Origin of the sequence: Pigmentiphaga sp. H8 (genome assembly GCF_003854895.1) — a bacterium.
GTDB lineage: Bacteria > Pseudomonadota > Gammaproteobacteria > Burkholderiales > Burkholderiaceae_B > Pigmentiphaga.
In genome coordinates this window covers 2,145,369-2,170,537 of sequence record NZ_CP033966.1, presented here as the reverse complement: position 1 = coordinate 2,170,537, position 25,169 = coordinate 2,145,369, and the positions used below count along the sequence as shown (strand labels likewise).

22 protein-coding genes are annotated in these 25,169 nt (G+C 65.6%); 14 read left to right on the top strand and 8 right to left on the bottom strand.

What is annotated here, in order from left to right; all coding sequences use genetic code 11:
• Window positions 1-90: 90 nt before the first annotated feature.
• The gene (locus tag EGT29_RS10230) at window positions 91-870 is read left to right on the top strand and encodes an IclR family transcriptional regulator (protein ID WP_161567764.1); all 780 of its coding nucleotides are present in this window, start codon (window positions 91-93) and stop codon (window positions 868-870) included.
• Window position 871: 1 nt separating this feature from the next.
• Here the strand turns inward: EGT29_RS10230 and EGT29_RS10225 are convergent, their stop codons facing one another.
• Window positions 872-1,471, bottom strand: coding sequence for a VOC family protein (locus EGT29_RS10225; RefSeq protein ID WP_124688925.1), 600 nt, complete (start codon window positions 1,469-1,471; stop codon window positions 872-874).
• A gap of 203 nt (window positions 1,472-1,674) precedes the next feature.
• Here EGT29_RS10225 and EGT29_RS10220 point away from each other — a divergent pair, with 203 nt between their 5' ends.
• The 4 genes from EGT29_RS10220 (at window position 1,675) to EGT29_RS10205 (ending at window position 6,885) form a co-directional block, all read left to right on the top strand.
• A complete protein-coding gene (locus tag EGT29_RS10220; RefSeq protein ID WP_124688924.1) occupies window positions 1,675-2,643 on the top strand; it encodes a tripartite tricarboxylate transporter substrate binding protein in 969 nt (322 codons plus the stop codon).
• A gap of 55 nt (window positions 2,644-2,698) precedes the next feature.
• Window positions 2,699-4,177 carry an aldehyde dehydrogenase family protein gene (locus EGT29_RS10215; RefSeq protein WP_124688923.1) on the top strand — a complete coding sequence of 493 codons (1,479 nt, stop codon included), beginning with the start codon at window positions 2,699-2,701 and terminating at the stop codon, window positions 4,175-4,177.
• A 71-nt stretch (window positions 4,178-4,248) separates the two neighbouring features.
• Complete coding sequence (locus EGT29_RS10210; RefSeq protein WP_124688922.1) at window positions 4,249-5,226, top strand: tripartite tricarboxylate transporter substrate binding protein; 978 nt, start codon at window positions 4,249-4,251, stop codon at window positions 5,224-5,226.
• 18 nt (window positions 5,227-5,244) lie between these two features.
• Window positions 5,245-6,885: a GMC family oxidoreductase gene (locus EGT29_RS10205; RefSeq protein WP_124688921.1), complete on the top strand. Its 1,641-nt coding sequence runs from the start codon at window positions 5,245-5,247 to the stop codon at window positions 6,883-6,885.
• A 39-nt stretch (window positions 6,886-6,924) separates the two neighbouring features.
• Here the strand turns inward: EGT29_RS10205 and EGT29_RS10200 are convergent, their stop codons facing one another.
• Both EGT29_RS10200 and EGT29_RS10195 read right to left on the bottom strand, forming a co-directional pair.
• A complete protein-coding gene (locus tag EGT29_RS10200) occupies window positions 6,925-7,233 on the bottom strand; it encodes a hypothetical protein (protein WP_124688920.1) in 309 nt (102 codons plus the stop codon).
• 46 nt (window positions 7,234-7,279) lie between these two features.
• Window positions 7,280-7,834 carry a carboxymuconolactone decarboxylase family protein gene (locus EGT29_RS10195; RefSeq protein WP_124688919.1) on the bottom strand — a complete coding sequence of 185 codons (555 nt, stop codon included), beginning with the start codon at window positions 7,832-7,834 and terminating at the stop codon, window positions 7,280-7,282.
• 169 nt (window positions 7,835-8,003) lie between these two features.
• Here EGT29_RS10195 and EGT29_RS10190 point away from each other — a divergent pair, with 169 nt between their 5' ends.
• Window positions 8,004-9,089: a sialidase family protein gene (locus tag EGT29_RS10190; RefSeq protein ID WP_124688918.1), complete on the top strand. Its 1,086-nt coding sequence runs from the start codon at window positions 8,004-8,006 to the stop codon at window positions 9,087-9,089.
• 57 nt (window positions 9,090-9,146) lie between these two features.
• Here EGT29_RS10190 and EGT29_RS10185 read toward each other — a convergent pair whose 3' ends face one another.
• On the bottom strand, window positions 9,147-10,589 hold the full coding sequence (locus EGT29_RS10185; RefSeq protein ID WP_124688917.1) for an NAD-dependent succinate-semialdehyde dehydrogenase: 1,443 nt from the start codon (window positions 10,587-10,589) through the stop codon (window positions 9,147-9,149).
• Window positions 10,590-10,606: 17 nt separating this feature from the next.
• Window positions 10,607-12,151: an acetolactate synthase large subunit gene (locus tag EGT29_RS10180; RefSeq protein ID WP_124688916.1), complete on the bottom strand. Its 1,545-nt coding sequence runs from the start codon at window positions 12,149-12,151 to the stop codon at window positions 10,607-10,609.
• A 147-nt stretch (window positions 12,152-12,298) separates the two neighbouring features.
• Between EGT29_RS10180 and EGT29_RS10175 the strand changes: the two genes are divergently transcribed.
• The 8 genes from EGT29_RS10175 to EGT29_RS10140 all read left to right on the top strand — a co-directional run bounded on the left by EGT29_RS10175 (window position 12,299) and on the right by EGT29_RS10140 (window position 21,176).
• Window positions 12,299-13,354, top strand: a complete 1,056-nt coding sequence (locus EGT29_RS10175) for a tripartite tricarboxylate transporter substrate binding protein (protein WP_124688915.1) — start codon at window positions 12,299-12,301, stop codon at window positions 13,352-13,354.
• A 48-nt stretch (window positions 13,355-13,402) separates the two neighbouring features.
• Window positions 13,403-14,191, top strand: coding sequence for an SDR family NAD(P)-dependent oxidoreductase (locus tag EGT29_RS10170; RefSeq protein WP_124688914.1), 789 nt, complete (start codon window positions 13,403-13,405; stop codon window positions 14,189-14,191).
• 131 nt (window positions 14,192-14,322) lie between these two features.
• Window positions 14,323-15,162, top strand: coding sequence for an SDR family NAD(P)-dependent oxidoreductase (locus EGT29_RS10165; RefSeq protein ID WP_124688913.1), 840 nt, complete (start codon window positions 14,323-14,325; stop codon window positions 15,160-15,162).
• A gap of 32 nt (window positions 15,163-15,194) precedes the next feature.
• Window positions 15,195-16,634, top strand: a complete 1,440-nt coding sequence (locus EGT29_RS10160) for an aldehyde dehydrogenase family protein (protein ID WP_124688912.1) — start codon at window positions 15,195-15,197, stop codon at window positions 16,632-16,634.
• Between the two features lie 42 nt (window positions 16,635-16,676).
• A complete protein-coding gene (locus EGT29_RS10155; protein ID WP_124688911.1) occupies window positions 16,677-17,465 on the top strand; it encodes an SDR family oxidoreductase in 789 nt (262 codons plus the stop codon).
• A 98-nt stretch (window positions 17,466-17,563) separates the two neighbouring features.
• Window positions 17,564-18,541 (top strand): tripartite tricarboxylate transporter substrate binding protein, encoded by a 978-nt coding sequence (locus EGT29_RS10150; protein WP_124688910.1) that lies wholly within the window; start codon window positions 17,564-17,566, stop codon window positions 18,539-18,541.
• 50 nt (window positions 18,542-18,591) lie between these two features.
• Window positions 18,592-19,662, top strand: a complete 1,071-nt coding sequence (locus EGT29_RS10145) for a zinc-binding dehydrogenase (protein WP_124688909.1) — start codon at window positions 18,592-18,594, stop codon at window positions 19,660-19,662.
• Between the two features lie 23 nt (window positions 19,663-19,685).
• Complete coding sequence (locus EGT29_RS10140) at window positions 19,686-21,176, top strand: aldehyde dehydrogenase (RefSeq protein WP_238160349.1); 1,491 nt, start codon at window positions 19,686-19,688, stop codon at window positions 21,174-21,176.
• A 48-nt stretch (window positions 21,177-21,224) separates the two neighbouring features.
• On the opposite strand, the gene EGT29_RS10135 is transcribed toward EGT29_RS10140, so the two are convergent.
• From EGT29_RS10135 to EGT29_RS10125, 3 genes are all read right to left on the bottom strand, one after another.
• The gene (locus EGT29_RS10135; protein WP_124688908.1) at window positions 21,225-23,516 is read right to left on the bottom strand and encodes a xanthine dehydrogenase family protein molybdopterin-binding subunit; all 2,292 of its coding nucleotides are present in this window, start codon (window positions 23,514-23,516) and stop codon (window positions 21,225-21,227) included.
• Window positions 23,516-23,986 carry a (2Fe-2S)-binding protein gene (locus EGT29_RS10130; RefSeq protein ID WP_124688907.1) on the bottom strand — a complete coding sequence of 157 codons (471 nt, stop codon included), beginning with the start codon at window positions 23,984-23,986 and terminating at the stop codon, window positions 23,516-23,518. Before EGT29_RS10130 ends, EGT29_RS10135 begins: the two co-directional genes overlap by 1 nt.
• 129 nt (window positions 23,987-24,115) lie before the next feature.
• Window positions 24,116-25,030, bottom strand: coding sequence for a LysR family transcriptional regulator (locus EGT29_RS10125; protein WP_124688906.1), 915 nt, complete (start codon window positions 25,028-25,030; stop codon window positions 24,116-24,118).
• Window positions 25,031-25,169 lie beyond the last annotated feature (139 nt).

The window sequence follows — 25,169 nt, the reverse complement described above, 5'->3', positions numbered from 1 at the left end:
GTTGCGAAGCGCGCAGGGGCCGAGAAAGGCCGCAAGACGGCAACGGCGAAGAGCGCAAAAGAGCCTGACGCTCAAAGCAGCTTCGAGCGGATGCTCGGGCTGCTGGACCTGTTCACGCCTTCGGCCTCGGTTCGTCCCGTCTCGGACCTGGTGACCTATCTGGGCACCTCCCGCTCCACGTCCTACCGGTACATCAAGGCGCTTCACTCGGCGGGCCTGATCGAAGCCGTCGCGAACGGGCGCTACGTACTCGGCCCCCGCATCGTGGAATTCGACCGGCAGATCCGGATGACGGATCCGCTGTACAAGGCGGGAGCCCAGGTCCTGCGTTCGCTGGTGGAACTGACCGGGCATTCGGCGCTGCTCTGCGCGCTGTACAGCGATTCAGTGATGTGCATACGCGAGGAACTGGCCGAAGGCAGTCCGCCCGCGCTGTTCTCGCGTGGCCAACGCAGGCCGCTGTTCTCGGGCGCCGCGTCGAAGATCATCCTGCCCTATCTGCCCCCTCACCGCCTGCGCAGCATCTTCAAGCAGCACCAGCGCGCCATCGCGCTGGCCGGACTGGGGACCGACTGGGACAGCTTCCGGGACAACCTGACCGCGGTTCGCCGTGAAGGCTACCTGGTCACGCATGGCGAATTCAATCCTGGGGTTTTCGGCGTATCCGCGCCGGTCTTCAACGCCGAGGGACTGGTCGTCGGCAGCATCGGCGTGGCGGGCTCCGAGGAAAGGCTGGACCGGAAGAAGCTGGCCGCCTATAGCGAGGCGGTCGTCGCCGCGGCAAAACAGCTGAGCGACCAGTTGGCGGACGAAGGGGGCACCCTGGTGAATCCCCCCCGCGCCTATGGATCGGCGCGGGCCGCGCGCTGACCTACCCGCGCTTCGACGCCTCGAGCACACTCAGGAAGTGGTATTTATCCCTGAAGCGCAGGGGCGCCTGGCTCCCCCCGGGCTGCTCGCACAAGGCCTTGATCTGCGAGAAATACACCCTGCGGGCCTCGTTCATCGGAACGATCTCCACCATCAGCCCCAACGAGGGCGGTGAACCGAGGTAATAGACATCCACCTCGCCGGCGGGCGAACGGATCGAGGCGACTTCCTCGAATCCATTCGAGGTCAGTTCCCGATACGCCGCGCCCATGTCGTCCGGCCAGAACGCCAGGTGATGGGCCACGCCCCCCGGCCCAGCCTTCCTGCCCTCCGTATAGATCGACGGGGCATCGTTGTTCTGGCAGATGAGTTCGATCTGCGTCTCGCCCACGTATGACAAAGCAAGCGAAAAATCCACCGGACTGGCCTGGCCCCGATGGACGAACTGCCTGTCGCCGAGCGCATGCTCGAACACCACGAACGGCCCGACCTTGAGCTTGTCCGTCCACAGCTCGATGGCCTCGTCCATGTCGTCCACCAGGAACGCCAACTGCAACCGCCGTCCGAAGTAGAACGGCCCCACCGCCTGCTGTGCATCCACCACCGCGCTCCTGTTAATTTGCAATATTCTCGCTATACGCGACTATTTTATTTTCTAATTTCCGGACTGGCAAGCACGGGTATTCCTTCCGTGGCTTGGATGGGGAACAACCCCTATGCGGCCGGCATTGAACATGACCCGATAGTTTTAATACAATAGTCCCACTATACGCGATCTTTTACAAAACCCTTCGGAGACCGATCATGCGTAGCAGCCTGGTCCTGGGCATTGCCGCCCTGGCAGCGACTTTCTCGGTTGCGGCCGCGCCCCCTTCCCTGCCCCGCCAGATCAACCTGGTCGTCGGTTTCGCCGCGGGGGGCAATACCGACATGGCGGCGCGCATCCTCGCCAATGCCATGAAGCAGTCGCTTCCCATCCCCATCGTTGTCGAGAACAGGGCCGGAGCAGGCGGAACCGTGGGTGGAGCCCACGTCGCCAAGTCGCCCCCCGACGGCTCCACCCTTCTTGTCGGGTCCCAGTCCGAGACCACCATGCTCAAGGCGAACCGGGCGAAGCCGCCCTACGACATCGACAAGGACTTCGCCCCCATCGCGAAGATCATGGACCAGGACTACGTGGTGGTCGTACCGCGCAGCCTAGGCATCAGCACGTGGGAACAATTCGTGGCCCTGGCGAAATCGCGCGGCTCCATCAGCTACGCGACCTCCGGCATCGGCACCACCGCCCATATCATGTCCGAACACCTGGCCACGGCCATGGGCGTCAAGGCCGTCCACGTCCCCTATCAGGGCGCCTCGGCATTCCGGGCCGACCTGATAGCGGGCAGGGTCGATTTCGCCATCGACGTGATCCCGCTGTCGCTTCCCCTCATCGCCGACGGCAAGCTGCGGGCGCTGGCGGTGACCCAGGCCCGGCGGGATGATCGGCTTCCCAACGCGCCCAGCCTCGTGCAGCTGGGTCTTTTCGCCGAACCCTACGCGGGCTGGACCGGGGTCTTCGCTCCCAGGGAGACGCCGCCGGAAACCCGAACCGCCATTCTCGAGCAGGTGAACAGGATGCTGGCGGGCAGCGGCGGCGAAGAGATCAGGAAAGCCGGATACCGCCCCGCCTCGTCCCATCAGGCGGCTGAGGATTTCGCCAGATTCGTTGCCAGCGACCAGAAACGCTGGATCGAGATTTTCCAGAAGATAGGCGTCCCGCCGTCCCCATGAGGCGTCGGGTGCGCGTGCATTTTCCGTTGGTTGTGTGTGGCTTCAAGGAAATACCATGTCAAAGAACAATGAACTCTCCGCGGCGCCGTTGCGGGAGACACCCTTCGTCGGCCGTATGTGGATAGGCGGAGAACCCGCCGAAAGCAGCGCCGGCTGGCTCGATTGCGTCAACCCCGCGGATGAAGGGCTGATCGGCAGAGTCCCGCGTGGAACGGCGGAGGATGTCGACCGTGCCGTCGGCGCCGCCCTGGCCGCGCAGGAAGCATGGGCCGACCTTGCCGTGGCCGACCGCGCTTCGCACGTGCGCAAGCTCGCCGACGCCCTGGCCGGGCGCGCCGACGAACTGCTGCGGCTGGAAGTCGCGGATTCCGGCAATTCGATAACGGGCATGAACGGCGACGTCGCGGCCTGCATCGACAGGCTCCGCTACTTCGCGGGGCTGGGCTACGAGTTGCAGGGAAGCACCATTCCGGGCAGCAGCGACCGGCTGAGCCTCACGACCCGCGAGCCCTACGGCGTCGTAGGCCGGATCGCCGCGTTCAACCACCCCCTGGCCATGGCCATCAACGGACTGGCCTCCCCGCTGATCGCCGGCAACGCCGTCGTGGTCAAACCCTCCGAGCAATGCCCCCTGTCGGCCACGCTGCTGGGCGAGATCGCCAGCCAGATCCTGCCGCCCGGCATCGTCAACGTCGTGACCGGCGACGGCCAGGTGGGCGGCGCGCTCGTTCGGCACCCCAGGGTGAAGCGGCTCTCCTTCGTCGGCTCCGAAGCCACCGGCCGTGCCATCCAGCGCAGCGCGGCGGAAGTGGCGGTCAAATCGGTCTCGCTCGAACTGGGCGGCAAGAACCCCTTCATCGTATTTCCCGATGCGCCGCTGGACAAGGTCGCGGAAGCCGCTGTCCTGGGCATGAACTTCGTCTGGCAAGGCCAATCCTGCAGCTCGACGAGCCGGCTGTTCGTACACGACTCCATCTATGACGAGGTCGTGAAACGGGTGGCGGCCAAGGCGGCATCCATACGACTCGGCGATCCGTTCTCCTGGGACACGCAGATGGGTGCCATCATCTCCAAGACCCAGCTGGACAAGGTGGAAAGCTACGTCGCCTCGGCGCATGCCGAAGGCGCACGGCTGGTGACCGGAGGCCGCCGTCCCACGGGCCCGGCCTTCGAGCGGGGATTCTGGTACGAGCCTACGGTCTTCGCCGATGTCACCCAGGACATGCGGATCGCCAGAGAAGAGATCTTCGGACCGGTGCTTTCCATCCTGCGCTGGTCCGACGTCGACGACGTACTGGGCATGGCCAATGCCGTGGACCTGGGACTGACCGGAGCCATCTGGACCCGCGACATCTCGACCGCGTTGAAAACCGCGCGACGCCTGCAAACCGGCTTTGTCTGGATCAACGGCGTGGCGTCCAACCCCCGCGCGGTTCCCTTCGGCGGCTACAAGAACAGCGGCGTAGGGCGCGAGCGCGGACTCGAGGAACTCTACTCCTATACCGAAGAAAAATCGGTCCAGATCTTCCTGTGAATCCCCGGCGCTGATGCGCCCCCCTCATATCGACAGGCCCGCGGACGACCGCCGGGCCACTGGAGACCAAAATGAATTCCACATCAAGATTCGCCAGCATTCTCGCCGCCGTCCTGCTCGGGACCGGGGGCAGCCAGGCCATCGCGGCCAACCCCTGCACGGACCGGTACATGAAGATGGTCATCCCGCAGCCTGCCGGCAGCGTGGGCGACGTCGTCGGACGGATCGTGGGAACGAAGGTCACCGAAGTCCTCGGGCAACCGGTGGTCTTCGAGAACCGGCCAGGCGCCACCACGACGATAGGCAACGCCGCCGTGGCGGCGTCCAAGCCCGACGGCTGCACGATTCTCGAGTTCACGATATCCGGCCTGGTCGCGGGGCTGATGCGCAACGACCTGCCCTACAGTACCGAGCGCGATCTGGAGCCCGTCATCGGAATCGGCACCTTCCCGCTCGTCCTCGCGGTCAGCGCCGGCTCGAAGATCCGGACCTACGAAGACTTCGTCGCCGCGGCCAAGGCTCCCGCCGGCCTGAACTACAGCACCGGGGGCCCAGGCACCGTGGCGCATCTGACCTCGGTCCGCCTGCTCAAGGAACTGGGCGGTACCGGCACGCACGTACCGTTCAAGGGCAATGCGTACGCCATCCAGTCCCTGGCGGCCAATGACGTCCAGTTCATGTTCCCCACGACCGCCGACGCGCTGCCGCTGGTACAGGCGGGCAAGATCCGGATCCTGGGCGTGACCTCGGACAAGCGGCTGCCTCTCATTCCCGACGTGCCGACCATGAAAGAACTCGGGCAGGCGGATTTCACGCCGTCGGTCTGGTACATGTTCATGGTTCCCTCGGCCACGCCCAAGGAAACGATCACCCGCCTCTACGATGCCTACGCCAAGGCCCTGAACGACCCGGCGATCAACAAGCAGCTGGTCGGCCTGGGATATGCGCCGGAAACGCGGACGCCCGCGGATGCCAAGGCCTACCTGAAGCAGGAAGCCGCCAAGTGGAAGAAGGTGGTCGAGGAAAACCACATTACCAACTATGAATGAGCGTGCCTGGAACTAGCCATGGAAAAGCAGATGTCGTCCTACGACTTCATTGTGGTGGGATCCGGCTCGTCCGGCGGCGTCATCGCCGCCAGGCTGAGCGAGAACGGCAGATACGCCGTCCTGTGCGTGGAAGCCGGCACCAAGGGCGCGCGGTACCTCTGGACGCGGCCTCCGGGCGGAACCGCGTTCACCATCGTGAATCCCGTCGTCAACTGGTGCAGGAACTCCGCGCCCAACGCGCATACCGGAAACCGCTCCATCTACGTCCCCGGCGGCAAGATCCTGGGCGGGTCCAGCGCGATCAACGGCATGATCTACAACCGCGGGCAGCGGATGGACTATGACAACTGGGAGAAGCTAGGCTGCCGCGGCTGGTCGTACCAGGACGTCCTGCCCTATTTCAAGAAGGTCGAAAGCACGGCGATCGGCTCGGACGAATACCGGGGCCGGACCGGTCCGGTGCATGTGACCGAGGCGGCCAAGACCTCGCCCTTCTTCGATCTGTTCATCCAGTCGGCCCGGAGCATCGGCTATCCGCTGAACCCGGATTACACCGGCGCCACGCAGTACGGCGTGGCCATGGCGCAGCAAACCATCTACCGGGGACTTCGGCAAAGCACCGCCACCCAGTACCTGGCTCCCGCCGCCGGCCGCCGGAACCTGACCGTCATGCGCGGCGCGGAAGTCGTTGCGCTGACCTTCGAGGGCTTACGCTGCACCGGCATCGCCCTCGACCACGGCGGAACCAGGAAGAACGTGCGGGCAACCCGGGAGGTCATCGTCTGCGCGGGCGCCATCGGCTCGCCCAAACTGCTGGAGCTGTCCGGCATCGGCAACCCCGACGTCCTTGCGCGCCACGGCATCGCGGTGCTCAGGAACCTTCCCGGCGTCGGCGAGAACCTGCGCGACCACTTCGGCCCGACACTCAAGTGGACGTTCAAGAGAAAGGGCTACTCGCTCGCCGGCCGTGGACGCGGGCTGCGCCTGCTGCTGGAAACCCTGCGCTACGGCCTGCTGCGCTCGGGCTTCATCTCCCAGGGCGTCGCGACCCTGCGCGTGTTCACCCGCTCGAGCCAAGAAGTCGAACAGGCGGACATCGGGCTGCTGATCAATCCGTTCCTGCTCGAGATCGAGAACCAGAAGCGCCGGATGTCGAATACGAACGGATTCTTCATCTACGCACAGGTCCAGCGCCCGGAGAGTTGCGGCAGCGTTCATATCCAGTCGCCGGATCCGCGCCAGGACCCCGTCATCGACTACCGGTTCCTCGATACCGACAAGGATCGCCGGACGGCGGTCGCGGCGGTGCGCCGGGCGCGGGAAATCGTCGCCGCCAAGCCCATCGCGGACGAGATCGCGAGCGAGATCCAGCCTGGGCTGCACGTGCAAAGCGACGAAGACATCCTGCGGTTCATCCGCGACACCGGCGCCACCACTTTTCATCCGGTCGGCACTTGCAAGATGGGAACCGACGCCATGGCCGTCGTGGACGAACAATTGCGCGTCCATGGCGTCGAGGGGCTGCGCGTGGCGGATGCATCCGTCATGCCCCGGATCATTTCGGGCAACACCAGCGTCCCGTGCATGATGATCGGCGAGCGATGCGCGGCCATGGTCCTGGCCGCGCATGAATCGCAACCGGCGCGAGCCGGCCGCTGAACGGGCGTGCCGGCGGGTCCCCTGGGGCCCGCCGCCCGCCTACAAGGCTGCGGCGGCCTCGTCCAGCCAGTCGAGGATCTCGGCGACCTGGGGGATGACCAGCGTCGCGCCTATTCCCGAGACGAGTATCTTCTGCAAGGCCTCCTTCCCGAGCCCATTCGCCATCAGCTGCCTGGCATGGACCTTGAACGAATTCCCGTGCCCCAGAGCGGCCAGCTGGGCGGTAATGACGACTTCGCAAAGAAAGCGGTGCGACCCGACATCGTCCATCGCGGTGGCCCGTATCCGCTTGTATCCATCGACGACCTCGGGACTGACGGCGGCGACACGCTGTGTGGCTGGTATCACTTCGATCTCCTGTTCAAGATAGGCGGCCTGGAATGGCCCGCGCCGCTCATCCCGCCAGGGGCAGCGGGCTGGCGCCTTCCGGCAGGGGCAGATGCGCGACGTTCAGCACGAAGGCAAGCAGGGAGTAATAGCCGCATAGCGCCAGGACGTCCAGGACCACGGCGTCGCCGAACCGGGCCTGCATCGCATCCACCCGCTCCTTGCCCGGGGCCCCGGCGTCCAGCGCCTCGCGGGCGAAGTCGTACAGCAAGGCCTCGTCCTGCGTCAGCGCATCGGGGCGGTGGCCCCGTGCGATCGCATCGATGATGCCTTCACGCAGCCCCGCCGCCTTCGCGATGCGCGCATGCGCCGCCCATTCGTAGTCGCAGTTCCATCTACGCGCGGCCAGCAGTATCGGGATCTCCACCAGGTCTGGCGCCAACCCTGTGTCGTATCGCAGGTGTTCGCCCAACGTCTGCAGCCGCTGGGCCAGTTCGGGATTGTGGATCAGCGCCAGGAACGGCCCCTTGAGCGCCCCCCGCGGGCCGCTCGCGATGGCGTCGGCGACCTCCCTTTGCCGAGGCGACATGTCCTCGCGCTGCAGGATCTTGAATCGAGTCATGAAAAGCTCCCGAAATAGTTTTTAAAAATATCCCATTATATGGAATTTTATTAAAAACATGTTTGAAATGAATAGTTTTCGGCCCTATTCCTTTTTCACCCTTTTTCATTGTAATAAGTATCTCTATATGGGACAATTGAACAACCAAAAACATGCGATGCATCGGCCCATGACGAAGCCACAAGACAGCTCTGTTGAAACCCCGGGCGCGGGCGCCGGGGAAATCCACGTCTATGCGGGAACCGCCGGGCACTCGGCATGGTTCAGCGACGACCTGGGGTGGACCTGGGTGCACCCGAACAGCCATTCCGGCATGTACCTCGAAGCCCGCGTCTGGACCTACAGCGCCCATCCGCGGCAACCCGACACCATGCTGGCGGGCACCGACGAAGGGGTCTACCGCTGGGACGAGGTCCATGCCCGGTGGACATGCCTGAACAAGGACCTTGGGGACGTCTGGGCGCTGGCCCATGACCCCGCGGATCCCCGGATCGTATTTGCCGGCACCCGGCCCGCCGGCCTCTACCGGTCCCAGGACGGGGGGGGCACCTGGACCGAACTCGCCGTGCCCAACATTTCCAAGTTCTCGGACGTCAACATGGGCCCGACCCGGGTCACCCAGATCCTTTTCGATCCCGTCGATACCGATACGCTGTGGGCCACCATCGAGATCGGGGGCATCTACCGCAGCAAGGACCGGGGCGATACGTGGGAAATGTTCACGGAGGGACTGCTGTCCGCGGACGTGCATGGCATAGCTGTCGCCCGGACCCCGCAAGGCGCCAGGCGCGTCTTTGCCAGCACGAATCGCGGGCTGCACGTCAGCGACGACGACGGAGCGCTCTGGCGGTTCGTCGAAGTCGACTCACCCTGGCAATACGCGCGGGCCGTGGTGGTCAAGGAAGGCAGCCCTTCCACCCTGTTCCTGGCCAACGGCAACGGCCCCCCGGGCAACGACGGCCGCCTGTTCCGCAGCGACGACGGCGGAGACAGCTGGGTACGCCTGCATCTCCCGGGCGATCTCAACAGTACCGTCTGGTGCGTGGCGACCCATTGCTCGAATCCGGACCTGCTCTTCACCTGCACCAACCTCGGCCAGGTATTCCGCAGCTTCGACGGCGGCATCCACTGGGAGCGGCTGCCCCACGAGTTCGGCGAAATCCGGGCGCTTTATTGGCGCGAGGTCCCGCGCGGAACGCGCCAGGCCTCGCACTCCATCACCCGTCGCGTCGAGAAGGCTCCAACCACGCCGTGATCCGGCATGCACCGTCTTCGGGCGGCGCATCCCGGACCCTGGAGATCCGCGCAGCGCTCAGACCAGGTGGGTGACGAACTTCGTGTTCAGGTAGCTCTCCATCGCTTCGGAGCCGCCTTCGGACCCATGGCCGGAGTCCCCCACACCGCCGAAAGGCACTTCGGGCATCGCCAATCCCAGATGGTTGATGCTCATCATGCCCACGTTCAACTCACGCGCGCACGCGTCCGCCGTGCGGCCTGATCCGGTGAACACATAGGATGCGAGCCCATAGGGCAGCCGATTGGCTTCTTCGACGGCATCGTCGAAACGGTCGAATGCGTTCACCATCGCCACGGGGCCAAAGGGCTCGTCGTTCATGAAGACGCTGGACCTGGGCGCATGGGCGATCACGGTGGGTTCGAAGAAATTGCCGATGCGATTCGGCCGACCACCTCCCGCCAGCAGCGTCGCCCCCCGTTCGGTCAGGTCGCGCACGCCCGCCTCGACCGCCGTCACCCGCCGCGTGTTCGCGAGAGGCCCCATCGTGGTCGAGGCGTCCAGCCCATCCCCGAGGCGAACGGCGCCGGCCGCTTCCACGAACGCCTGGCAGAACCGATCGAACGCGCCCTCCTGCACCAGGAAGCGGGTGGGCGAGACGCAGACCTGCCCGGCATTGCGGAACTTGCTCGCGGCCAGCAGCCGCGCCGCGCCTTCGATATCGGCATCGTCGAAGACGATCACCGGCGCATGCCCGCCCAGTTCCATGGACACGCGCTTCATGTGTTCGCCCGCCAGCCCCGCGAGCTGCTTGCCGACGACGGTCGATCCGGTGAAGGAAATCTTGCGGATCACCGGGTGGCGGATCAGGTGGGACGAAATTTCCGCGGGATCGCCGAACACCAGGTTGAGCACACCGTCCGGCACACCGGCGTCGTGAAAGGCGCGGATGAGTTCGGCGGGGGACGCGGGCGTTTCTTCCGGCGCCTTGGCGATCACCGAGCAGCCGCAGGCAAGGGCCGCCGATACCTTGCGCACCAGTTGGAGGACCGGGAAATTCCAGGGCGTGAACGCCGCGACCGGCCCCACCGGTTCACGCACGACCTGCTGGCGGACCCCCGCCGCCCGCGGCGGGATGAGGCGGCCATAGGTGCGGCGCCCCTCCTCCGCGAACCAGTCGATGGTGTCGGCGGAAGCGCGGATTTCCTGCATGGCCTCGGCGACCGGCTTGCCCTGTTCCAGGGTCATCAGCCTGGCGATGCCTTCGGCCCGTTCCCGCAGGAGATCGGCCGCCTTGCGAAGCACCTTGTACCGGTCGAAGGCGGAGACGTTCCGCCAGGCCTTGAAGCCTCGGTCCGCGGCGGCCAATGCGCGTTCGAGGTCTTCCCCGGTGGCGTGGGCGACCGTACCGATGGCCTCCCCCGTGGCGGGATTCACGACGCGGATGGACTCCCCGTCCGCGGATGGCAACCATTGCCCGTCGATGAACAGTCGCGTACTCGGGTAGGAAAAATCTGACATGGAATGGCTCATTGTGGTCAGGGAATCACCGCCTCGATGACGAACGGACCCTTGGCGGCGCACGCGGCGCGGAAGACATCGACGAATCCGGACACCGTATCGACCCTGCGCGCCTCGACTCCCTGGCCGCGCGCCAGCGCCACCCAGTCGAGTTCCGGCGCATTCAGGTCCAGCATCCGATGGGCCTGTTCGCCGGGGTTCGTGATGCCGACTCCGGCCAGTTCGCCATGCAATATCCGGTAGCTGCGATTCGCCAGAATGACGGTGACGACGTCCAGCTGTTCCCTGGCCTGCGTCCACAGCGCCTGCAGCGTGTACATGCCGCTTCCATCGCCCTCGAAGCAGACGACCTTGCGGTCCGGACACGCCACGCTCGCCCCGGTCGCCATCGGCAGGCCGGAGCCTATGGAGCCCCCGGTGATCTGCAGATAGTCGTGGGGCGCGGCCCCATCGGTGAACTTGAAAAGGGACCGCCCCGACGAGACGGACTCATCCACCAGGATGGCGTGCTCCGGCAACAGCGCGGCCATCGCCTGCATGAGCGTGTCGGCATTCAGCGCATCCGAGGTGGGCGCGGCGGGCGCGGCCACCTCCGGAACAGCCACGGCGGGTCCGCCCTGCCCGAGCTCATCCACCAGCCATTGCAGCGTATGCAGCGCATCGCCGCCGGGTTCCAGCAGGGGAATCGTGACGCAGCCAGGCTGGCTCAGCATGCGCGGCTTGTCCGGATAGCCGAAGAAGGCCGCGGGCGGATGGCTGCCCACCAGGATCAGGACTTCCACATCCTTGAGAAACTCGACGCCCTGCTCGATGGAGAACGGCACCCTCGGAACGATGAGCCGGCCCCGGCCGCGCGCGAACCGCCGATTCGATTGCTGGGCATGGATGCGGACACCGCCGCGCTGGAGCCTGCCAAGCAAAGCCAGTCCGGCCTCTTCCAGGGCCTTCCCGGTGGCCAGGATGGCGACGCGCTTGCCGGAACGGATCGCGGCGACGGCCTGCGCGATGCCGGCGGCGTCCGCCCGCGCCAGGGGCAGCGGCTCGGGGGCGGCCTTCGGGCTGGCGCCTGGCCCCCACGCCGTATCGGCGGGAAGGATCAGCGTGGCGATCTGGCCATCGCGGCTTCTCGCCGCCTGGACCGCCTCGGCCGCATCGTCGACGATGCCCGGGCCCGACCCGACCTTGTACCAATCCGATATCAGCGCGGCCGTAGCCGGAACGTCGCTGCGCAGCGGACTCTCGTACCGCAGGTGATCGCTGGCGTGCTCGCCCACGATGTTCAGGACGGGAGTCCGCGCCTTGCGGGCGTTGTGCAGGTTGGCGATGCCATTGGCCAACCCGGGCCCCAGATGCAGCAGGGTGGATGCCGGCTTGCCCGCCATCCTGCCGTAGCCATCCGCCGCGCCCGTTACCACCCCTTCGAACAATCCGAGCACGCACCGCATGCCGGGCACCCTGTCGAGGGCCGCGACGAAATGCATTTCGGAGGTTCCTGGGTTGGCGAAGCAGACCTCGATGTCGGATGCGAGCAAAGTCTTAACCAGCGATTCGGCGCCGTTCATAGGTACACAGCCTTATCAAGCGAATAAAAAATAATAAAATTTTCCCGTATTTCAACACTTTTTAACGATCCAGTCCATTTCACAGATACGGCAGATCAGATCCGCAAGAGCACTGTCTTTTCTTACTAACCATGATTTCATTGGCGCTTGACAGCCTCGCTTCATTTCCTTGATTATTCACTAATCCCGCTTATCGGGACATTTTTAAAAAAAGTTCATGACGAGGAGACGCAGGTGCGGCAGTTCATCCTGGGAGCGATCGCAGCACTGGCATTGTCCGGCCAGCTCCACGCGCAGGGTGCGCAGGGCTGGCCCAGCCGTCCTGTGAAGATGGTGGTTCCATTCACTGCCGGTTCGTTCACCGACATCGCCGCGCGCGCCCTTGCAAAGGAACTGGCCACACAGCTCGGGCAGTCCTTCGTGGTCGACAACCGCGTCGGCGCCGGCGGGACCATAGGGGTGGATGCCGTCGCCAAGGCAGCCCCCGATGGATATACGCTGCTCTTCGGCGAAAACTCCTTCGCCATCGCACCGTCCCTGTACGGTTCGCTGCCCTACGATTCAGCGACGGATATCGTGCAGATCGCGCAGTTGGCCGAGGTGCCCGCCGTGCTCGTGGCAAGCAAGAGCTTTGCCGCCGCCGACCTGAAAGCGCTCGTCCAGCTCGCCAGGAAACAACCCGGCGCGATCAACTTCGGCTCAGCGGGACAAGGTACTTCGGCGCATCTCGCCATGGAATCCCTTGGACTGCAGGCGGGCATCACGATGACACACATTCCCTACAAGGGGATATCCGCCGCCATTCCGGAACTCATCGCCGGCCGCATCGATATCGCCATAGCAAGCATAGGCACCATGGGCGCCTACATCCGCGAGGCCCGAGTCCGCGGCCTGGCCCTGAGCGGCTCCGCGCGCCACGAGCAGTTTCCCCAGATCCCGACATTCGCGGAACAAGGCTATCCCGACTACTCCTTCATGTACTGGTTTGGATTGATGGCCCCCGCCGGAACGCCGAAAGATGTGCGGGACAAACTCCAGGCCGCGGTTTTCCAGGCGGCCAGGCAACCGGAACTGATCAAGGTGCTGGAAGCCGCGAGCGTCCAGCCCAAGCCCACGACGGCACGGGAATTCTCCCGCCGCGTCCGCGACGAAATGACACTGTGGGCAAGCGTGATACGAGAAGCCAAGGTCAAGCCGGAGTAGGGTCGTTCGGCCGGATCGTGGCTGTTCAAACAAGCAAGGAGTCACTACATGTTGAAAGGCAAGTGTGCCGTCATTACCGGATCCACCGCCGGCCAGGGCGCGCTGATGGCCGCGGCGTTGGCCGCCCAGGGGTGCAACATCGTCCTGAACGGCCTGGGCGATCCCGCAGCCATCGAGAATCAGCGCGCCACCCTCGAGCGCGAAACCGGTGTCGACGTTTCCTACCATCCCGCCGACCTGTCGGTCGAGGAACAGGTCGCATCGCTGATCGCATTCGCGCTGGAACGGCATGGTGCGGTGGACATCCTGATCAACAACGCGGTCGTGCGCCACTTCGCGCCGGTGGAGGAGTTCGAAAGCGCCCATTGGACCCAGGAACTGGCCGTCAACCTTTCCTCGGCCTTCTATGCGATCCGCGCCGCCCTGCCCGGCATGCGCGCCAAGGGATGGGGCCGCATCATCAACCTGTCCTCCAACCACGGCCTGTTCGGCGCCGCCAACCGCGTGGGATACGTCACCACCAAGACCGCGCTGATCGGCCTGACCCGGGCCGTCGCGATGGAGACGGTCGGCACGCAGATCACCTGCAACGCCATCTGCCCGTCCGCCATGCTGGGCATCAATAGCCAGACCAAGATCGACGACCTCATGAAACGGGAGCAGATCTCCCGCGAGGCGGCGACCGCGAAATTCCTGTCCGAGCGCAAGACGACCCGCTTCGTGGAAACGCTACCCGCGGTCGTCCTGTTCCTGTGCAGCGAGGCCGGCCGCGACATGACCGGCGTGGCCTTGCCCGTCGATCTTGGCTCGACCGCCGGCCGCCCGTCGAGCCTATAACTTTTCTTATACCGTCCGGCGCGAGCGTGTCGCGCGATGCCAGGCATGAACCTTAGAATCGGCCTCTCTCCAGCGCCCCGGCCACCTCGCGGATTTCCCTTCCCGCCCCTCATCAATCAATGGTCTCAGCAATGAACAACGATCCAGCAGCGAATCAAGCCTTCATCCGAGCTCCCGAAGACTCGGGCGTTCCCGCGTCCGCGCGCGATTTCAGCGTTCGCGACCGCGTGGTCGTCATTACCGGCGCGGGCCAGGGCATCGGCCGGGAATTCGCCCGGCAGTTCGCCGCGGCCGGGGCGATCAGCATCGTCGTCGACCTGAACCGCGAGAATTCGCAGCGCGTCGTCGCCGAGATCGAGAGCGCCGGCGGACGCGGCCTGGCGCTTGCGGCCGACGTAGCAGACCGCCAGTCGGTCGACGCCATGGCGGCCGCCGTGATCCGCCAGCATGGGCGCATCGACGCGCTGATCAACAACGCGGCGATTTTCGCCACGCTGAACAAGCGTCCCTTCGACGAAATCCCGGCGGCCGAGTGGGAACAGGTCATGCGCGTCAACATCACCGGGGTCTTCAACACCGCCTGCGCGGTTGCACCGCACATGCGCGCGGCCGGCTGGGGCCGCATCGTCAACATCTCGTCGAACTCCGCCCGCCTGGGCGTCGCGAATTACCTCCACTACGTGACCTCGAAGGCGGCGGTCATCGGCATGACTGCCTCTCTGGCGCGCGAACTCGGCCCGCATGGCATCACCGTCAATTGCATACGGCCCGGCGGCGTCGCGACCGAGGTCGATCGAACCTTCAACCCCACTCTGGAACGCCGCGAGCAGATGCTCAAGCAGCAATGCATTCCGAAGGGCCAGGTCGCCTCGGATCTCGTCGGCCTGGCCATGTTCCTGTCCTCGCCGGCGTCCGCCTTCATCAGCGGACAGACGATCGCCTGCGACGGCGGCATGACCCACAACAGTTGATTGGATTCTTCACTCGCGAAGGGCGGTTCTCCATGCAGCACTACAGGCACTTCTACATCAACGGCGAATGGGTGGCTCCGCTCAACCCGCGGGAAGCCGAGGTCATCAACCCCGCGACCGAGCTTGCGTTCGCAACCATTGCCCTGGGCGGCGCGGACGACGTGGACGCGGCCGTTCGCGCGGCACAAGCCGCGCTTCCCTCTTACTCCCGCACCAGCGTGGCCGAACGCATCGCGCTGTTCGAGCGCATCATCGCCGTCTTCCTGAAGCGCGAAGGCGAACTCAGGGATGCCGCGACCCAGGAAATGGGTGCGCCCCGGGGATTGTCGGTCATCACCGATGCGGCGCTCGACGCCTTCAAGCAGGCGATCACGACGCTCGGGCACTATCGCTTCGAGGAACAGAAGGACGGCTACCTGCTGCGGCGGGAACCCATAGGCGTGTGCGGATTGATCACCGCCTGGAACTGGCCGGTCCAGATCCTGAGCAACAAGGTGTCGTCCGCGCTCGCCGCCGGTTGCACCGTCGTCGCCAAGCCCAGCGAGTACACGCCCCTGACCGCCTTGAAACTGGCCGAGATCCTCCATGAAGCGGGCGTACCCAAGGGCGTCTTCAATCTCGTGATGGGGGACGGACCTACGGTCGGCCATGCCATTTCCAGCCATCCCGGCATAGACATGGTATCGATCACCGGCTCCACGCGGGCCGGGGTACAGGTCGCGCAGGACGCGGCCCCGACCGTCAAGCGGGTCTGCCAGGAACTCGGCGGCAAGTCCGCGAACATCGTCCTGCCCGATGCGGACCTGCAGGCCGCGGCCCGCTGGAACATCGGCCGCGGCTTCACGAACTCGGGCCAGTCATGCCACGCTCCCACCCGGATACTGGTGCACAAGGACCAGGTCGACACCTTCGTCGAACTGCTTGTCGCCGAGGCCAGGAAGGTCGTGGTGGGAGACCCGGCCGCCGCCACCACCACGATGGGGCCCGTGGTCAACCGGACCCAGTTCGAACGCGTCCAGGGCTACATCCAGAAAGGCATGGATGAAGGCGCCCACCTGGCTTGCGGCGGTCCCGGCCGCCCCGCCCACCTCGAACGGGGATATTTCATCCGTCCAACGGTGTTCCGGGACGTGACTTCCGGCATGAGCATCGCCAGGGAGGAGATATTCGGGCCCGTACTGTCGGTAATGGCCTACGAAACCGAGGACGAAGCGGTCCGGATCGCGAACGACAGCGCCTACGGCCTGGGCGCCTATCTCTTCACGAAGGACCCCGCCAAGGCCTATTCGGTCGGCACCCGGCTGCAGGCCGGACGCGTGTTCCTGAACGGCACGCCGGGAAGCACGGCGGCGCCCATGGGTGGCTACAAGCAGTCAGGCAATGGCCGGGAAATGGGCCAGTTCGGGCTGGAAGAGTATCTCGAGGCCAAGGCCATGTTCGGCTACGCGGATCACAGGCCTTCGAACCCCTAGCGCCCGCCGCGCCCGATACCAGAGAAAACCTAGGAGCCATCAGTGGACCTGCAGTTGGAAGGCAAGCATGTATTCATCACGGGCGGAGCCGGCGGCATAGGCTTCGCGTGCGCGCAAGAGTTCCGCAACGAGGGTTGCCGGCTGACCCTGGCCGGCCGCGAACAGCCGCAGCTGGACAAGGCCAGGCAGGCGCTGGGCGCGGACGAGAGGGAGGTCGCGACACTGCTGGTCGAACTGTCCGACCCCGCCGACGCGCTGCGAGCCATCAACCAGGCGGAGGCGGCGCTCGGCCCCATCGACGTCCTGATCAATGCCGCCGGCGCGGCACGCCAGATACCGTTCGCCGAACTCGAACCGAATGACTGGCGCGCCGCGCTGGACGCGAAGTTCATGACCTACATCAACGTCATCGATCCGCTGATCAAGCGCATGGCCGAACGAGGCTCCGGCTCGATCGTGAACATCATCGGACTGGGCGGCAAGCTGCCGATCACGACCCACCTGACCGGCGGCGCGGCGAACGCCGCGCTCATGCTGGCCACGGCCGGGCTGGCGATGGCCTATGCCCCGCAGGGAGTACGGGTCAACGGCATCAATCCCGCCAAGACCGAAACCGACCGCGTCGCGCAGAACGCGATCGCCCAGGCCCGCCAGAACAACATCTCGGTGGACGAGGTACTGGCCAAGGCCAGGAAAAGCGCCCCCATCGGACGCCTGGCCACGCCCCAGGACATCGCCGCGGCGGCGACCTTCCTGGCCTCGCCCCGGTCCGCGTACATATCCGGAACGATTCTTACCGTGGACGGCGCGACTCGCCCGGTCATCGTCTAGCGCATCCGGAACCGCGCCCGCGCATACGCAGTTTCAGCCGTACCGCACGAACGAGCCGGTCATGACAGGCAGCCGGCCAACAACGACATGGAGGTGACATGCATCAAGCCACGAAAGCGATGACTCTTGCGGCGGTCCTGGCCGCCGCGGCATTCAACCACGCCGTCGCGAGCGACTTCCCCACCCGTCCGATCCGGGTGATCATGCCCTACCCTCCCGGCACGGGCCCCGATACGGTCATGCGACAGGTGGGCGAACGCCTCGCCACGGAACTCAAGACCCAGGTCATCATCGACAACCGGGCGGGCGGCAACGGCTGGATCGCCGCGGAGGCGGCAAAGCGCGCCAAGCCGGACGGCTACACACTGTTCCTGTCCGATTCCACGCTGGTTTCGCTGCATCAGCACCTGTACAAGAAACTCCCCTACGATCCGGAGAAGGATTTCAGCTCCGTCGCCGCGCTCTACAGCACGTACTACTACGTGACGGTTTCCGCCGAATCGAAATGGAAATCGGTGTCCGACCTCGTCGCGGCCGCCAAGGCGAATCCCGGCAAGGTGACCTACGGCTCGTCCGGCAACGGCGGCAACCTGCATCTGGGCGGCGCGATGATGGAACAGGCCGCGGGCATCAAGATGACCCACATTCCCTACAAGGAAACGGCGCAGATCTATGTCGACATCAACCGCGGCGAAATCGACTGGGCGGTCGGCACCGGATCGACCACAGCTCCGCTCTACCAGGCGAAGAAGCTGAAGTACCTAGCCATCACCGCTCCGCAGCGCAGCGCCACCCAGCCGGATGTTCCGACGCTGCACGAAGTGCTTGGCGCCTCCGGCTACGACCTGCAGACCTGGGTCGCCCTGTTCGCGCCCCGCGGCACGCCCGCCGAACTCATCGGCCGCATCAATACCGCCGTGCAGAAGGTTCTGGAGCAGCCGGAAATGCGCAAGCAGCTCGAGAACGTCGGCTTCGAGCCATTCGTGCAGACGCCCGAGCAGCTGGCCGCCACGGTGAAGAAGCAATCCGACCAGTATGCGGATTTCGTACGAAAGCTGAACATTTCGCTCGATTGAATGCCGGCATCGCCGGCGGTTACCTCGTTTTCATACAAGGAGCGTTCACCATGCACGGTGTCGTCTTCAGGGGCCATCGACAACTCGAACTGATGCATTTCGACGATCCCGTCCCGGGCCCCGACGACGTCGTCGTCGAGATCAAGGCGTCGGGATTCTGCGGCAGCGATCTTCACCACTACCGTGGCGAACGCGGGGCCTCCCTCGGCTCGAAAAGCCCCGAATTCCTGGCGGCGCGCGGACTGACGCGGGACGATCCGATCATCGCCGGACACGAACCCTGCGGCATCGTCGCCGCGCTCGGCCAGAATGTCGACAAACGCGAATGGCGCATCGGCGACCGCGCGATGGTGTATCACTACGACGGCTGCCATTACTGCGAACAATGCCGCAGCGGCTGGGTGCAGATGTGCGAGAAGGGCTCGACGGTCTATGGGCAGACGGCCCACGGCGGGCATGCGCACTACATGAAGGTTCCCGCGCGCGCCCTGATCCACCTCCCGGACGAGATCAGCTTCGCCGCGGGCGCCGCCGTCTCGTGCGGAACCGGAACCGCATTCGGGGCCATCGAACGCCTGGATCTCAGCGCCCGGGGTAGCCTGGCCGTCTTCGGCCTGGGCCCTGTCGGCCTGTCGGCCATTCAGCTGGCCGGAGCGATGGGCGTGAAGACGTTCGCGGTCGATATCTCGCCGCCGCGGGTGGCCCAGGCCAAGGCGTTCGGCGCGACCGTGGCGATAGACTCCAGCCAGGAGGATCCGGTCGACGCGATCATGTCGCTTACGCGCGGCAAGGGCGTATCCGCCGCCATCGACTGCGCGGGGGTCGCCGCCGCGCGCCTGTCGGCGGTCCGGTCCACCGTCACCTGGGGCCGCACGGCCTTCGTCGGCGTCGGCGGCGGCCTGCAACTGGACGTCACGGCGGACCTGATCCTGAAACAGCGCACCATCGTCGGACATCTCACCTTCTCCGATATCTCCATGGAGAAGTGCGTGCGCTTCGTGGCCGATCACGGCATCGATCTGGACAAGCAGTTCACCGACCGCTGGAAACTCGAAGACGCCGGGCAGGCCTACGAGCACTTCGACCGCCAGACCGGCGGCAAGTCCGTCTTCGAATTCTGATCCATCGACATGAGGACGCCATCTTGAACACGCCTTCGCCCGCCCGGGACCTGCCCTTTCTCTCCAACCCGGACAAGGACAACTTCATCGACGGCCGCTGGCGCGCGCCGGAATCCGGCAAGCGGATCGACACCTTCAACCCCTCGAACGGCCAACTGCTCGCCACACTGGCGCGCGGCGACAAGGCCGATGTCGAGGCCGCCGTCGCGGCGGCCCGGCGGGCGTTCACCGGCCCCTGGAGCCGGTTCTCGCCGGCGCAGCGCCAGCAGCTCATCATCCGCTTCGCCGACCTGTTCGCGCAGCACTTCGACGAATTGACGCTGCTGGAGTCGCTCGACATGGGCGCTCCATTGCACACGCGGCTGCGCCCCTCGAAGAACGGCGCGATCCAGACCATCCTGTATTTCGCCGGCCAGGCACGCAACATCCAGGGCGACACCATTCCGAACTCCCTCCCGGGCGACGTGACGACCATGACGTTCAAGGCGCCCGTGGGCGTCGTGGGCGGGATCATCCCCTGGAACGGCCCCCTGCTGGGACAGATGCACATCCTGGGCCCGGTCCTGGCCACGGGCTGCACGGCCGTCCTCAAGCCGGCCGAGGACGCGTCCCTGAGTGTCCTGCGCACGGCCGAACTGCTGATGGAAGCCGGGCTGCCGCCGGGAGTCGTGAACGTGGTCACCGGCCTGGGCGCCGAGGCCGGCGCGGCCCTGGCCGCGCATCCCGACGTCAACCGGATCGCGTTCACCGGATCCACCGCGACGGGGCGCGAGATCATCAAGGCCTCCGCCGGCAACATGAAGCGGCTGCAACTGGAGCTTGGCGGAAAATCCCCCGACATCGTGTTCGCGGATGCCGACCTCGACCAGGCCGTACCGGGCGTCGCCATGGGGGTCTACAGCAACAGCGGCCAGATCTGCTTCGCCGGCACGCGGGTGTTCGTCCAGCGAAGCATCCAGGATGAATTCGTGGAGCGCTTCGCCGCCTACGGAAAGACGCTGAAGGTAGGCGATCCGCTGGCGCAGGATACCCGGCTCGGGCCGCTGATCTCGTCCCGCCAGCTCGATCGCGTGCTGTCCTTCGTGGAAGTGGCGGAGAAGGAAGGCGCCCGGCTGGCCTCCGGCGGCGCGCGCCTGGGCGGAGACCTGTCCTGCGGGTTCTACATCGAGCCGACCGTGTTCAGCGGCGTCACCAACTCGATGACCATCGCGCAGGAAGAAATCTTCGGCCCGGTGGCGTCCATCATCGCCTTCGATACCCTGGACGAGGCATTGACCCTGGCGAACGCCACGCCCTACGGCCTGGCCAGCGGCGTCTGGACGAGCAACGTGAACACCGCGCTGAAGATGGTGCACGGCATCCAGGCCGGGACGGTCTGGGTCAACTGCTACGGCCTGGTCGACCCTTCCGTGGGGTTCGGCGGCTACAAGGAAAGCGGATACGGCTGGAAAGGCGGCCAGACCCAAATCGACGGCTACCTTTACCAGAAGGCGGCCTACCTCAACGTTTCCTGAACGTGGCTGCCACCCGGAGCCTTGCGCTGGCGCCCGGGGCGGCCCGCCCTACCCGACCGTACGAATCGGCAGGCTGCGCACACGCTTGCCGGTGGCGGCGAAGATCGCGTTGCACAAGGCCGGCGCCACGGGAGGAACCGGCGGCTCGCCCACGCCGCCGGGAGGCAGGTCGTGGTTATCGTTCACCAGGTGGGTACGGATCACCCGTGGCGAAACGTCGTGGCGCAGCACTTCGTAGTCGTGGAAGTTGCTCTGCTTCACGCGCCCTTTCTCGAACGTGATTTCGCCGGTCAATGCGAGGCTCAATCCCATGACGGCGCCGCCTTCCATCTGCGCACGGATGCGCTCGGGATTGATCTGCGGGCCGCAGTCCATCGCCATGTCGACCGCCAGCACGCGGATCTCGCCCTTGTCGTCCACGGCCACCTCGACCACCGTGGCCGTATAGCTCATGAAGCTGTAGCAAAAGGCCAGGCCCAGCCCGTGCCCCGCCGGCAGCTTGCGCCCCCAGCCGGCCCCGCGCGCGGCGGCCTCGATCACGGCGCGCAGGCGGCCCGTATCGTAGGGATAGCGCTCGGGCGATTCGGAATAGTTCCAGGTGTCGGCAAGCGAGCCCGGATCGATCTTGCGCGCCGGCCCGATCAGATCAAGCGCGAACTGTCTGTGGTCCCGGCCCGCGCGGTGCGCCAATTCGGCAATGAAGCATTGCGCCGCGAACGCGTGCGGGATGTTGGCCACCGAGCGGAACCAGCCTATGCGGGCATGGGCCGGCACCTCGGCGGTCTCGACACGTACGTTCGGGATCCGATACGGCATGTTGATGGCGGACATGGCGGACTCGAACAGTTGTTGTCCCTTGCCCCCTTCGGTGAACAACGAGGCGATCGTCGGCGCGGCGCTGCGATGCAGCCAAGATCGCACCTGGCCCTTCCTGTCGATGACAGCCTCCAGTCGTTCGACCGAAACCGTGTGCAGGTAGTCATGGCGGATGTCGTCCTCGCGCATCCACACCAGTTTGACCGGTGTGCCCTCGGGCATGGCCCGGGCGACGATGGCGGCCTCGTCGACGAAGTCGGGCTTGGACTTCCTGCCGAAACCGCCCCCCAGCAGCAGTACATTGACCTTGACGTTCTCCGGCCTGAACTTCAGCCGCGCCGCCACGGCGGCTCGGGCCGCGGCAGGATTCTGGACGGAGGTCCAGACCTCGGCGTGATCGCCCTGGATACGCACGGTGGCAACCGGCGTCTCCATCGACGCATGGGCCAGATGCGGGATGTAGTACTCCGCCGCCACGCGCTCGGCTTCGGGCGCCTTGGTCCAGGCCCGCGCCGCGTCCCCCTGGCTGCGCATCACCTTCCCCGGTACGCGGCAGGCTGCCTCCAGCTCCCGTCGGTAGTCGGCCGACTCATAGGCGCCGTTGGGCCCGTCGTCCCATTCGATATCCAACGCGGCCCGGCCTTGCGCGGCGGCCCAGGTGTTGCGTGCCACCACGGCCACCCCGCCCAGCGGCAGAAAGGCCGGCGCGCCCTGGAAGACGGGAATTTCCACGACCTTCAACACACCGGGGACGGCCAACGCCTTGCTGCTGTCCACCCGGCGCGGCTTGCCGCCCACCACGGGCGGACGCGCCACCACGGCATAGACCATGCCGGGCAATCGCATGTCCATGCCATAGATCGCCAGCCCCTGGCCTATGCCCTCCAGGTCGACCGGCCGGACCCGGCCCTTGCCGATATAGCGGAAATCCGCACGGCGCTTGAGCTTGAGCGCCTTCCCCGGGGGCACGGGCTGCCTGGCCGCATCCGCCGCCAGCTCGCCATAACCCAGGCGGCGACCGGTGGCCCGGTGCACGACCTCGTGCCGGACGGCCTCGACCTCGGCCACGGGTACCGACCAGCGCGCGGCGGCGGCCGCCTCGAGCATCTGGCGCGCGGCGGCCCCGACACGCCTCATGGGCATCAGGAAATGCCGCATGCTGCGCGAGCCATCCACGTTCTGATTGCCGTAGCGTGTCTCGTCGGCCTCGGCCTGCACCACCTTTACGCGTTCCCAGTCCGCCTCCATTTCGTCGGCCACCACCATGGGCAGGCTGGTGCGCACGCCCGTGCCCATCTCGGCCCGGTGCGCCACGATGGTGACCACGCCATCCACCGCGATCGAGACGAAGACCAGCGGATCGTCCACCGTGCCGCCTGGCATGGAGTCGGCGCCGTACTTCTGCGGACCGGAATCGGCGGCCCATGCGACCGTAACCAGCCCTTGGGTCGATACGGCCAGTGTCAGCGCGCCGAGGCCGCCTTGGAGAAACGCACGCCGGGAGAATCGCACGGAGGTATCCATTACTTGCCTCCCCTGACCAGGCGGCTGGCAGCCTGCCGGACGGCCGCCCGGATGCGCGGATAGGTACCGCAGCGGCAGATGTTGCCGCTCATGGCCTCATCGATCTGTTCCCCGGTGGGAGCAGGGGTGGTCTTGAGCAGGCCGACCGCGGCCATGATCTGGCCCGCCTGGCAATAGCCGCATTGGGCGACGTTGTTTTCGATCCAGGCTTGCTGGACGACCCGGCCCACGGGGTCGGCCGCCATGCCCTCCACGGTGGCAATGGCATGACCGGCCGCGGCCGAAACAGGGGTGACGCACGAGCGGATCGCCGTACCGTCCATGTGTACGGTACACGCCCCGCATAACGCCATGCCACAGCCGAACTTGGTGCCGGTCATGCCGAGTTCGTCGCGCAATGTCCACAGCAGCGGCGTTTCGCCGGGAACATCGACGTCCCTTGCCTGCCCGTTGATTTGAAGTCGTGTCATGGCGAACTCCTGGTTGCAAAGACTTCTGCCGCGCGCGGACAAGGATGCCGCGCCCGGCACGAAAGCGATATTTTCCCGGAAGACATGGCGATGGATTCATTAGCCCTGCTAATAACCCCATTCGACCATTTATCCCTTTGCCTTGATTCGCTCCCCGGTCACGCGCAGCGCGCCAACGACCAGCGAGAATGCCGGGGAAGGCTGGCGCCGGCTCGGGTAGTACAGCCGATACCCGGGAAACGGCGCGCACCAGTCCTCCAGGACACGGACCAGGCGGCCCTCCTGGAGATGCGGCGCGAACTCGTCCTCGGGCAGCAGCGCAATCCCCAGGCCCGCCAGCGCGGCATCCACCATGGCGGGAGACGTATTGAAGACAAGCTGTCCGGGCACGCGCACGTTCAGCTTCCGTCCCCGTCGCTCGAAATCCCAGACATAGAGTCCCTTCGAGGTCTGCATGCGCTGATTGATGCAGTTGTGATTGAGCAGGTCGCGCGGGTTACGCGGAACAGGATGGGCGGCGAAATATCCGGGTGAAGCCGCGACGGCCATGCGCAACGGCGGCCCAATGGGCACCGCGATCATGTCCTTGTCGATCGTATCGCCCAGGCGCACGCCGGCATCAAAGCGCTCGGCCACGATGTCCTTGAATCCGTAGTCGACGTCGAATTCGATATTGATGTCGGGATAATCGCGCAGTAGCGGGGTGAGCTTGGGAAGCAGCGTCGTCCGCAAGACATGTTCGCCACAGGTGATCCGGACCGTGCCGGCGGGCTTGTCCCGCATTTCCGTCAACACGTCCAGTTCCGACTCGATCTCGTCCAGGCGGTGGCCGATGGCCTTCAACAGGCGTTCGCCGGCCGCGGTGAGCGACACGCTGCGCGTGGTGCGCGTGAGCAGCCGGATTTCCAGCCCCGCCTCCAGGCCACTGATGGCCTGGCTGAGTGCCGATTGGGTCACCCCGAGCAAGGCGGCAGCGCGCGTGAAGCTGCCCTCGCGGGCCACCATCACGAAAGACAGGAGATCGTTGAGGTTGCGTCTGGCCATGATATTGCGGCCTTTGGAATATTGATTAGATTTACTAATATACCCTTTAATGATTCATTAGCTAGTCAATATTCCCCGCGTGCGCGAACATGGTCGCCAATCTCGCCACGAATGAAGCGTTTCATGAACCCCCAGATAG